The organism is Cesiribacter andamanensis AMV16, from assembly GCF_000348925.1.
Classification (GTDB): domain Bacteria; phylum Bacteroidota; class Bacteroidia; order Cytophagales; family Cyclobacteriaceae; genus Cesiribacter; species Cesiribacter andamanensis.
The window spans coordinates 1-10,388 of the sequence record NZ_AODQ01000143.1; the positions used below are offsets into that span (position 1 = coordinate 1).

Annotated in this window: 9 protein-coding genes and 1 pseudogene; 3 read left to right on the forward strand and 7 right to left on the reverse strand. The window is 57.5% G+C overall.

The features are described 5' to 3' along the window. Positions 1-981: helicase-related protein (locus ADICEAN_RS23055; RefSeq protein WP_262486200.1), on the reverse strand; the 981-nt coding region annotated here is incomplete at its 3' end. 181 nt (positions 982-1,162) lie between these two features. Continuing rightward, a pseudogene (locus ADICEAN_RS23405) lies at positions 1,163-1,603 on the reverse strand (DEAD/DEAH box helicase); the annotation flags it as partial. A gap of 314 nt (positions 1,604-1,917) precedes the next feature. Here ADICEAN_RS23405 and ADICEAN_RS21570 point away from each other — a divergent pair. Continuing rightward, the gene (locus ADICEAN_RS21570) at positions 1,918-2,730 is read left to right on the forward strand and encodes a PAS domain S-box protein (RefSeq protein WP_009197125.1); all 813 of its coding nucleotides are present in this window, start codon (positions 1,918-1,920) and stop codon (positions 2,728-2,730) included. A gap of 194 nt (positions 2,731-2,924) precedes the next feature. After that, positions 2,925-3,947, forward strand: coding sequence for a TerC family protein (locus ADICEAN_RS18195; protein WP_009197126.1), 1,023 nt, complete (start codon positions 2,925-2,927; stop codon positions 3,945-3,947). A 318-nt stretch (positions 3,948-4,265) separates the two neighbouring features. Here ADICEAN_RS18195 and ADICEAN_RS18200 read toward each other — a convergent pair whose 3' ends face one another. Then, positions 4,266-4,493, reverse strand: coding sequence for a DUF3820 family protein (locus ADICEAN_RS18200; protein ID WP_009197127.1), 228 nt, complete (start codon positions 4,491-4,493; stop codon positions 4,266-4,268). 145 nt (positions 4,494-4,638) lie between these two features. Here ADICEAN_RS18200 and ADICEAN_RS18205 point away from each other — a divergent pair, with 145 nt between their 5' ends. Next, a complete protein-coding gene (locus tag ADICEAN_RS18205) occupies positions 4,639-5,082 on the forward strand; it encodes a hypothetical protein (RefSeq protein ID WP_009197128.1) in 444 nt (147 codons plus the stop codon). A gap of 42 nt (positions 5,083-5,124) precedes the next feature. On the opposite strand, the gene ADICEAN_RS18210 is transcribed toward ADICEAN_RS18205, so the two are convergent. From ADICEAN_RS18210 to ADICEAN_RS18225, 4 genes are all read right to left on the reverse strand, one after another. Next, positions 5,125-6,348: an ABC transporter permease gene (locus ADICEAN_RS18210; RefSeq protein ID WP_009197129.1), complete on the reverse strand. Its 1,224-nt coding sequence runs from the start codon at positions 6,346-6,348 to the stop codon at positions 5,125-5,127. A 110-nt stretch (positions 6,349-6,458) separates the two neighbouring features. Then, on the reverse strand, positions 6,459-7,190 hold the full coding sequence (locus tag ADICEAN_RS18215; protein WP_009197130.1) for a hypothetical protein: 732 nt from the start codon (positions 7,188-7,190) through the stop codon (positions 6,459-6,461). Positions 7,191-7,369: 179 nt separating this feature from the next. Next, on the reverse strand, positions 7,370-8,554 hold the full coding sequence (locus tag ADICEAN_RS18220; RefSeq protein WP_009197131.1) for an aldose epimerase family protein: 1,185 nt from the start codon (positions 8,552-8,554) through the stop codon (positions 7,370-7,372). Positions 8,555-8,584: 30 nt separating this feature from the next. Continuing rightward, positions 8,585-10,219: a family 43 glycosylhydrolase gene (locus ADICEAN_RS18225; protein ID WP_009197132.1), complete on the reverse strand. Its 1,635-nt coding sequence runs from the start codon at positions 10,217-10,219 to the stop codon at positions 8,585-8,587. Positions 10,220-10,388 lie beyond the last annotated feature (169 nt).

A 10,388-nucleotide genomic window follows, 5' to 3' on the forward strand; every position in this document is an offset into this window, starting at 1 on the left:
CCCCTTCCTCGCGCCTGGGCAATGCGCCTCGGGATAGGCCGCCGCAAGGAGCTTGCCCACGCTGGTATCGGCCACCGGCTCATTGTCTGCATCTGTTTTGAACAGACGGCGCCACTGGGATGCCAGGCGCTCCAGGCGTTGCAGCAGGGCCCTGTCGGCACTTACCCGCTCCCCACCGCGCCAGCGCCGCAGGGCTTCTACCCGCAGGCTCAGGTCGGCGCCGGCGCCCCGGGGCAGGGGGTCCCGCTCTTCCAGCAGAGCGGCCACATCGGCGGCAAGGGAGGCCTGCCCGTCGGCCTCGCCCTCCAGCAGCAGGTGCGCCAGGCGGGGGTGGGTAGGCAGGCGCAGCATCTGGCGGCCGCGCTCGGTTATTTTGGGGCCCTCCAGTGCCTGCAGCTCCTGCAGCAGCTGGCGGGCGGCGGCCACCGCCCCGGCCGGAGGGGGACTTAGCCAGCTAAGGGATGTGAAGTCCTGTATGCCCCAGCCGGCCAGCTCCAGCACGGTAGGGGCCAGATCGGCTTCCAGGATCTCGGGCTGACGCTGGGGCTGCAGGTGCTGCTGGGCCCCTTCGCTCCAGAGGCGGTAGGCCACCCCTGGCCCCAACCGGCCTGCGCGGCCCGCCCGCTGATCGGCCGTATCTTTGGTGACCGCTACGGTCTCCAGCCGGCTAAGGCCCGAACGCGGATCAAAGCGGGGTACCCGGGAATAGCCACTGTCTACTACTACCTGTATGCCTTCTATAGTTAAGCTGGTTTCGGCTATGGAGGTGGCCAGCACCACTTTGCGCCGGCCCTGGGGGTGCGGCTGCAGGGCAGCCTGCTGCTCGGCCTGCGGCAGATCGCCATAGAGGGGATGCAGGCTGATGGCGGGTTCGCTCTCCTGCAGCAGTCCCGCACAGCGCTCTATTTCGCCGGCGCCGGGCAAAAAGGCCAGTACATCCCCTTCTTCTTCCCGCAGTGCCTTGCGGATGGCGCTGCTCACCAGCCGGGCCAGGGCATCGGCGCCGGGGTAGCTGCGCTGCTCCTGGGGGCAGGTAGCGCAGGCTAATGGGGTACTGACGGCCCTGGCTGGTGAGAATGGGCGCTCCCCCCAGCAGGCGGGAGAGTTCGGCACCATCCAACGTGGCCGACATTATGAGCAGTCGCAGATCGTCCCGCAGCACCCCCTGAATTTCCCGGCAGAGGGCCAGGGCCAGATCGGCCTGCAGGCTGCGCTCATGAAACTCATCAAAGATCACCAGCCCTACCCCTTCCAGCCCATTGTCCTGCCCCAGCATGCGGGCCAGCACCCCCTCGGTAAGCACCTCCAGGCGGGTGGTGGGGCCAATACGCTGCTCAAAGCGGATGCGGTAGCCAACGGTTTGCCCCAGCGCCTCACCCAGCTGCTGGGCCAGGCGACTGGCTACGGCCCGGGCGGCCAGGCGGCGGGGCTCCAGCATCAGGATCTTTTGCCCCTGCAGCCAGGGCTCATGCAGCAGCCGCAGGGGCAGCACCGTACTTTTGCCTGCACCGGGCGGCGCCTGCAGAATAAGCGTAGTGGCCGAGGCCAGCTGCTGCTTCAGCTCGGGAAGAATGGTTACAACGGGCAGGTCCTGCTCAGCCATGGGCACTCAAACGGAAAGGAAACTATACGGCATGTACTTCTGCAAACATACAGAAGCAGCACTGCCTATGAAAGCTGCAGGGGGTTGGTAATGCATGGTGCACCATCCAATAGTGCCTTCAGCAGGCGGCAGCCCCCACTGACAAGAAAATTATAGAGAATCAGCCCAAAAGGGTTTTGCTATTGCCAGGGAAATTGTATTTTCATCCTCTTGTTTCTACACTGGCAGAATCTGATGGTTACGGACTTGGGGAGGTTTTTGTACAATCCGGCGAATACCCTTAGGACTGATAGACCCATCGTGTAATGTAATCAATGAGGCGAACGGCAGTACTCTATTCGGGCATCTATACACTTGGGGGCGTTTGCTGGCTGCTGGGTGCAGCCCTGATTGTTCTTACACTGGACCTGCCCTCTTTTGGGTTTGCCGGCATACTGCTGCTGGTACTTATTTTTTGCGGTATAACCGCTCTTTTGCTCTACGGCGCCCTTATGCATGCCTTCAGAAAACTGGATGACCGCCGCAACCAGTACAAGCGCCTGTTTGAAGAAAATCCCAACCCCATGTGGGTATATGACCAGCAAAGCCTAAAGATTTTGGCCGTAAACGGGGCGGCGCTTCAAACCTACGGCTTTAGCCTGCAGGAATTTCTGGGGCTTACCATACTAGACCTGCGGCCCGAAAAGGAAGTAGCCAAACTGCATGAAAATCTGCGCAGCGAAAGCCCGGTCTATTCCATGAGCGGCACCTGGCTGCACCGCAAAAAGAGCGGGGAAGAATTTTGGGTGAGCATCTACAGCCACCGTACCCAGTTTAACAAACGCAGTGCCCGCCTGGTGCTGGCCCTGGACATCAATGACCGCCTGCAGGCCGAGCAACGCATTCTGGAGCAAAACGACAAACTGCGCGAAATTGCTCATCTTCAGTCACATAACGTACGCAGGCCGGTAGCCAGCATCATGGGCCTCATTGGGCTATTCGACAAAAACAACCTCAACAGCGAGATCAACAGCCTGGTGATTGAAAAGCTGGATGTGGTCTGCAAGGAGCTGGACCTTACAATCCATAAGATTGTGGAGAAAACCTATGAGTTGGAGACCGATAGTGCAGCAGAAGACCTGGCATAAGCAACTGCCCGTCTACCGCTTAGCCCGGGGGGTATAATGCAGCCCTTTAAACGCGCAAAATAAGGCTTCCGCGCCCTTTGCGGGGCACTTTCTGTTCTTAAGTTGCTGAAATCCTGCAGGATTGTACATTTTCTTACAAGCAAAGTTCTATAGGGGCCCTTTTGGCTATCTTTGGAAGATTTTCTGATAAATTAATGGAATTAGTAATCTGGGCAAGCTTTATTGCTTTCATTCTGGGCCTGCTGGCGATAGATCTGGGCGTTTTTCATAAGAACCCGCAACAGATCTCCTACAAAGAAGCATTTTACTGGACGGCCGTATGGGTAGGGCTTGCGCTGCTGTTTGGCGGGGCGGTGTACTACATCTACGACACCAACTGGCTGGACATCAATAAGCGCGGCCTCTCGGGTTCCGCGGCCATGCTCAACTTCTATACCGGCTTTCTGATTGAGAAATCGCTCAGCCTGGATAACATCTTTGTGATTGCCCTGATCTTCACCTACTTTAAGATTGCCCCCCGCTACCAGCATGAGGTACTCTTCTGGGGCATCATCGGGGCCATGGTGTTCCGGGGTATTATGATTGTGGTGGGCACTGCCGTACTGGAGGCCTTTCACTGGACCACCTATCTGTTTGGCGCCCTGCTGATCTACTCGGCCATACGCATGTTGTCGGTAGATGAAGAAGAAACCGACTTTAGCAAAAACCCCCTGCTGCGGCTGGTGACCAAGCTCTACCCTATCGACTGGCAATACGAGGGTCCCAAGTTCTTTATTCAGAAAGAGGGGGTAAAAACGGCTACGGTGATGTTTGTAACCCTGGTGATTGTGGAGTTTACCGATGTGTTTTTTGCCATCGACTCCATTCCGGCCATCTTTGCCGTAACCACCGACCCCTTTCTGGTTTTTACCTCCAATGTATTTGCCATTCTGGGCCTGCGGACGCTTTATTTCTTCCTGGTTAACTTTATGGACCGCTTCAGCTTTATCAAATACAGCCTGGTGTTTATCCTGGGCTTTGTGGGCATTAAGCTGATGCTGGCCAACCATTACCAATTCCCCACACTGGTTTCGCTGGGCATCATCGTCAGCATGCTGATTGCCGGGATGATTGCCTCTGTGATCGCCAACCGGCAAACCGCCGGGCAGGTACCCACCCCCCTGCCCGAAAAGGTATTTAGCCGGGAAGAGGAAGAAGAGGAGAAAGAAAGGGTCTGAGCCCAGCGGTGGCTGCCCGATCCTTCACAAGAAAAAAACTGCTATTTGCAAAGCATGACTAATCCCGAATTTTTATCGGGATTAGTCATTAAAAGGCCTCATGATTCACCATGAGGCCTTTTTTATTAAGGTAGGCTGTCATCTCTCCTGCTGGTCGAGGTGACAGCGTTTCTTGATGTTTTTGGGCTAACATACAGCAATCTGAGGCTGTTTTAGCCATTCAGAAATTCAGGTGATTCATGTTTTGCCTGTAGGCCTTGCGGACCAGGCAGGAACGTCCGGTGTGGCAGCAGGCTGGGGAGATCAGGCGGCGCTCACCTACATTTTCAGGAGCGGCTGTAACAGGTACTCCAGCCCGTTGCTTTTGATTTCGTACATGAGGGCCAGCTGCTGGCCAAGCTTACCGGGCGGAAAGCCCTTTTTCTTGAACCAGAGCAGGTACTCTTCGGGCAGGTGCATCAGCAGGCGGTCTTTGTACTTGCCAAAGGGCATGCGGGTACGTACCAGGGCAAGCAGGATGCTGGGATCAGAGGCGGCTTCCATCATCCGGTAAAGATACCATTCACCAGGCAAATACTCCCCCTGCCCTGCCCGCAATAAATCCTGCGATTATGAACAGCTGCCTCTTGATTCTGATCAACCTTTCGCCCATATTCGGGTTCTGATTGAAATCAAGCATTTACACCCACCCATGAAAGACAAGACCATATACCCAAACAAAGGGGTTGGCAAGCTGCAGTTTGGGCTTTCTGAAGAAGAAGTGAAGCAGATTCTGGGCCTGCCCGACGAAACCGACACCATGACCCATGATGACGGCACCTCCAGCCTGCTGCTGATGTACTACGACCTTGGCCTGCACCTGAGCTTCGATTCGGACCGGGACTATACCCTCACCGAAATAGAAATTGACAGCGATGAGTACCATCTGGACAGCAAAATACAGGTAGGCGCTACAAAAGATGAGCTGCTGGCCTATATCAGCACCAGGGGATTTGAAGACCCGTATGTAGAGGATGTCTCTACCGAAGAGGAGCCGGGCATGGAGCTGGTAGCGCTGGATGAGCTTGGCCTGAACTTCTGGCTGGAAGATAACGAGATCAACAGCATACAGGTAGGCATGGCAGAAGACTGCTAGGCTACCCCTACTTCATATTCTGATAGCTGTGCCTCCGGCGGGTTATTCCCGCCGGATGGCCTCTACAGGATCCAGACGGGCCGCCCGCATGGCCGGATAGGTACCAAAAACCACCCCCAGCACCAGCGCCAGAATGGCCACCGTAGCCAGCGTGCCGGCTGTAAAGGCCGCCTCAAAGGGCGCCTGGGTAATGTGCCGGATCAGGGGAACCGCCCCCAGGGTGGCCAGCACCCCTAGCACCAGCCCCATAAAGCTGCCAAAGCCAGATACGGTGATGGATTCTGACAGGAACTGCAGCAAAATATCCCATTTTTTGGCCCCCATGGCTTTGCGCACCCCTATCTCGGAGGTGCGTTCGGTAACTGAGATCAGCAGCACATTCATGATGCCGATGCCGCCTACCAGCACGGCTATGCCTGTAATGAGCCCCATCACAATCTTAAAGAGCAGAATGCCCTTGCTCATCTGCTCTACTCTAAACTCATTGGTGATCACCTCAAAATCATCGGGCTGCCGGGCCAGGTGGCTGGCCAGCCAGCCTTCGATCTCTGCTTTCAGGGCCTGGATCTCCTCTACCTGCTGCGCCTCAACCACAGCCTGGGGCGGCTCCTGCCGCAGGCTTTCGTCTCCAAAAAAAGTGATGGGAATAACGGCCCGGGCTACCAGCGGCTGATCGGCCCTGAGCACCCCAATTATCTGCATGCGGCCCTGTTCCAGCTGCAGGTGCTGGCCTAGGACCCGCTGCGGATCATCGCTGCCGCTTACTATGCTGGCCAGTACTTCGTTTACCAGCGCCACCCGGCTGGATTGGGCTATTTCTTCGGGGCTGAACAGCCTGCCTGCCAGCACCACTGCCTTTGGCCAGACCTTAGCCAGGGTTCCGGCCACCAGTACCCCCTGTGAGGCAGTATCATGCACCTGCAGGCGCTGGGCCTGTGTCTTTAACAGGTAACCCTCGGCGCTATAGCTCAGAGAGGCCTCCAGCTGCTGCATGCGCTCGGCGGTAAAGTAGCCCCATTCCTCCTTTTTCATGTGGATGCCGTCTAGCTTCTGCATGGTGCGCGTCTCGATGCTGATGCTCTGTAGCGAGGTAGTAGAAGAAATCTGCTCCATGGCATATTTTTCCATGCCATCAATAAAGGAGAGAATGGCCACCAGCGCCGCCACACCAATTACAATACCCAGCACGGAGAGCAGTGTATGCAAAAAATTGGCCCGGATGTTCTGCAGGGCCATTGCAAAAGAGATCAACAGGTTCTTGATCATACGCCAAAAGGGTTAATGCGCCTCCGGCAACTAACAAAAGTATTTTTGCTTCTGCAAGGCAGTTGTTACCAGCGGTCGATGCAGCGGGCAAAAGGTTACCGAACCAGGACTTAGTTAAGATTAAGGCCCACCGCCAGCCCCAGCCAGGGCCTGTTCTGGTAGATCCAGATGCTGCGGTTTCTGTCCAGCAGGCGGTCTGCCCCTATGGCCAGGCCAAAAGTAAAGCTGTTGATCCCTATGATGGCGGCCAGTCCGTTCATCCAAACGACCCCATCATATTCATCTGCATAGCGGTTGCGGGTTACCCAGGGATTGATGGGTTCCGCGCCTATGCCGCTAAACAGACCAATGCTGTACCCGTAGTGGGTAATTCGCCTGTGGGCAATGCCCAGGGGGGTGTGTCTGTAGCGGATCCGGTAGCGGTCTGTGCGGTAGCCGGCATACAGCGCGCCGCTAAACTGCGTACCCAGCTGGCGGGGATGCCCCACAGTGGTGGGCCGGTATTTAAAGGGGATAGCCAGCACATCCAGATCAAAGGAATAGGCATGGTAGGTTTGCGCCGGCAGGCCCTGCCCTGAGGCTACAGCCGGAAATGCCAGCGCTGTTGCGGCAGCGGTATCAACAGCCAGCTGCTCCCCTCTTTTCTGAACCGGAAAGGCTACCAGTGTATCCTCACTGGCATATACATAGACCTGACGATCAGCACCCAGGCGCTTTTCTTTATAATACCCTTCATTAAGCTCAAACTTTGCACTTTCGCTCAGGCTACTGCAGGCTGCCAGCATCTGTACGCACACCAAAGAAAAAAGAAGCACCACTATACGGCGGCAAGTGTTCATCATGGTAAGAGGCAGGAGGGTATACTTTAAAAAGGAAATTGAGAAGAAGATGTTTTGCAAAAGGAGCCTCCTGCTCTACCCCTCCAGGGCTTTATGCATGCCTTTGTCCATATCCTCCATCACATGAAGCAGCGGCTGATTTTCTGTAAAGCTTCAGGCTTTGGCTTAGCCGGGCCCGGTCGTTACTTTACAGAAAACCGGTAGGTGGTTTGCGTTTCATACACCTCTCCGGGCTTCAGCTCGGTGCTGGGAAAAGCGGGCTGATTGGGCGAATCGGGATAGTGCTGGGTTTCCAGGCAAAGCCCCCAGCGCTGCCCGTAGGCTACCTCCCCTTTTCCGGTCAGATTGCCCTTCAGGAAGTTACCGCTATAGAACTGAATGGCCGGCTCAGTGGTAAATACTTCCATAAAGCGGCCGCTGGCCGGATCGTGCAGCGTGGCGGCCCGGCGCATTTCTCCGGCAGTTCCCCGCAGCACCCAGCAATGGTCGTACCCCCGGCCAACGGCCAGCTGCTCATTGCTTTGGTCAATACGCTGGCCAATAGGGGTGGGCTGGGTAAAATCAAAGGAGGTGCCGGCCACCGGACGCAGCTCACCAAGGGGGATCAGGCTTTCGGAAACGGGCAAAAAACGGTCGGCCTCCAGCATCAGCTCGTGCGCCAGAATATCCCGGCGAGCGCTTCCCGAGAGGTTAAAGTAGGTATGGTTGGTAAGGTTGAGCACCGTTTTTTGATCGGTGGTGGCGCTGTAGTGGATGCTAAGGGCATTGTCGTTGGTAAGCCGGTAGGTGACCTCCACCGTCAGGGTGCCGGGATAGCCCTCTTCCCCATCGGGGCTGATGTGGCGCAGCTGTACGCCCACCGCATCGGGCTCCTGCAGGGGCTCTGCCTGCCACACTACCTTATCAAAGCCCCGGGTACCGCCATGCAGGTGGTTGGGCTCGTTGTTGGTTGCCAACTGGTAGGGCTGCCCATCCAGGGCAAAGCGGCCCAGGGCTATGCGGTTGCCATAGCGGCCGATGAGTGCACCAAAGTAGGGACCTTCCTGCAGGTACAGGGGGGAGCGATAGCCCTGGAGCGAATCAAAGCCCAGCACCACATCTTCCAGCCGGCCCTGCCGGTCGGGCGCCAGCAGCGCTACCACCGTGCCGCCGTAGTTGGTGATGCGCACCTCCATGCCGCTGGCATTGGTAAGGGTATAGAGCGAAACGGCTGTGCCATCGTCCATCCTGCCAAAGGAGGACTGCTGCAGGCTGAGCTGGCCCTCTGCGGGCGGGCCGGCGGTTTCGGCCTGCTGAGTAGGGGTGGAGCAGCTAAAGAACTGGTACACCAGGGCTACAAAAAACAAAATGGGAATGATCGATTTCATACGCTATAGGGGCTGCGGTAAAAGTAGCAATCAGTGTTGGGGCCTGGTCGTTTGGGGGGTCGGCTCATAGCGAAACCAGTTAAAGGCAACCGTGCTGCCGGCCGGTCCCTTCGCTGTCAGGCCTACCCGCACAGCCCGATCCCAGGGGGGCAGGTAGGAGGCATCCAGCGGCTCATTGGTAAGTGCCTGCCAGTTGGCGCCATCGGTGCTCCAGGAGAGCGCCATGCGATTGCCCTGCTCGGCCACCAGCCGTAGCTGAATTTGCCCCTGCGCCGGACTGCTCGCCTGTGCCACGGTTTCCTGCTTTCCGGCTACTACCCGCCAGGCCAGTATGGTTTCTGCGCCTGCGGAGATGCCCAGCGCATTCTCCTGATCACCAATGGCAGCCAGGCCGGCCTGCACCCCCTGCTGCAGCCTGCTCTTGTCTACAGAGGTGGTTACGGTATAGGCAGGGGCAGTGGTGCGCTGCGCCAGGAGGTTTCCAAGCTGGTCGGGTTGGGCCTGCAGCACTAGCTGCCCCTCCTGCCCCGAGGCGGAGAGCGTGTAAAAGGCAGCGCTGCGGGCTACCGGCCACTGCCAACCCTTCTGTAGCGATGTTTCGGAAAAATCTTCCTGTACGGCCAGCTGGTCGGGAGCATTTTGCCCATGCGGCGCCTGAGCGCTGGTGCTGGGGGCCCCTTCAACGAAGTAGGGCCAGCCATCGGCTCCCCAGTAGATTTTGTCCAGCAGGCCTTCCCGCCCGGTATATACCCCTCCCCGGGTGCTGTAGGCATGGTAAAGAAAGTAATGCTCACCCTGTGGATCAGTTACAACTGAGCCATGGCCGGCACACCTCCAGTCCTCATTCTGTTTCATGATGGGGTTGGCGCTGTGCTTTTCCCAGGGGCCCCGCAGGCTTTTGGAGCGGGCTACCCCTACCCCATAGGTACAGCTGCGGCCACAGCAGGCATCGCCGGAGTAAAAGCAGTAGTAGTACTCGCCCCTGCGCAGAATGTAGGCTCCTTCTACCAGCCCCCCCTCCCAGCTACCCGGTTCGTTGCGGAAGAGCTCAAAGGGCTGGCCCAGCAACTCAGTGCGCGCACCATTCATGCGCTGGCCCCACATGGGGGTGGGCAGGCCGCGGCTGTTGCCATCCTCTTTCCAGATCAGGTAGAGATCGCCCTTATCGTCCCGGATCGCAAAACCGTCAATGGAGCCTACCTCCTGGCACACCAGCGGCCCCAGATCGGTATAGGGTCCGGCAGGATTGGTGGCGCTTGCCACGCCTACGCACAGGTTTCCTCCCTTTTTCTTGGCGGTATAGTAGATGTAGTAGGTACCCTCTTCATACTCGATTTCCGGCGCCCAGAAGTGGGCCTCGGCCCAGTCGGGCAGCCGGTCGGGAAATACATGCCCGCGGATTTCCCAGTCTACCAGGTTGGTGGAGTGCAGCAGCGGAAAGAGCGGTGCCCATTCCGAAGAGGTGGCCGTAGCCCAGTAGTCATCCCCTACCCGCACCACCGAGGGATCGGCAAAATCGCCGGGCAGTACCGGGTTCTGGTAGGTGATCTGGCCTGTAGCGGACAATTCGGTTCCGGCAGCATCGGCAACAGGGCGTGCCCCTTCACTACAGGCAAGAAGGCCTACAGCGTAGAGGAGAACGAGGTATAGGGAATGGTTTTTCATTGGTTCAGGAGTGAAAAAACTAAAAAATAAGACGCGTTTTGGGTTTGACACTACTCCACAGACTTGAGAAGATTTCCTGCAGCACTGTGGCCTGATCGCTTCTGAATACACCCGCCAGGCCCATCTGGTGATGGCTAGGGCTTAGCCGGGGCTGCTGACAGCAGCCCGG

Excerpts from the sequence above, each read along its gene's own strand:
- ADICEAN_RS21570 (WP_009197125.1), top strand. The coding sequence starts at position 1,918 with ATGAGGCGAACGGCAGTACTCTATTCGGGCATCTATACACTTGGGGGC.
- ADICEAN_RS18220 (WP_009197131.1), bottom strand. The coding sequence starts at position 8,554 with ATGAAATCGATCATTCCCATTTTGTTTTTTGTAGCCCTGGTGTACCAG.
- ADICEAN_RS18200 (WP_009197127.1), bottom strand. The coding sequence starts at position 4,493 with ATGATGGAAGCCGCCTCTGATCCCAGCATCCTGCTTGCCCTGGTACGT.
- ADICEAN_RS18215 (WP_009197130.1), bottom strand. The coding sequence starts at position 7,190 with ATGATGAACACTTGCCGCCGTATAGTGGTGCTTCTTTTTTCTTTGGTG.
- ADICEAN_RS18205 (WP_009197128.1), top strand. The coding sequence starts at position 4,639 with ATGAAAGACAAGACCATATACCCAAACAAAGGGGTTGGCAAGCTGCAG.
- ADICEAN_RS18225 (WP_009197132.1), bottom strand. The coding sequence starts at position 10,219 with ATGAAAAACCATTCCCTATACCTCGTTCTCCTCTACGCTGTAGGCCTT.
- ADICEAN_RS18195 (WP_009197126.1), top strand. The coding sequence starts at position 2,925 with ATGGAATTAGTAATCTGGGCAAGCTTTATTGCTTTCATTCTGGGCCTG.
- ADICEAN_RS18210 (WP_009197129.1), bottom strand. The coding sequence starts at position 6,348 with ATGATCAAGAACCTGTTGATCTCTTTTGCAATGGCCCTGCAGAACATC.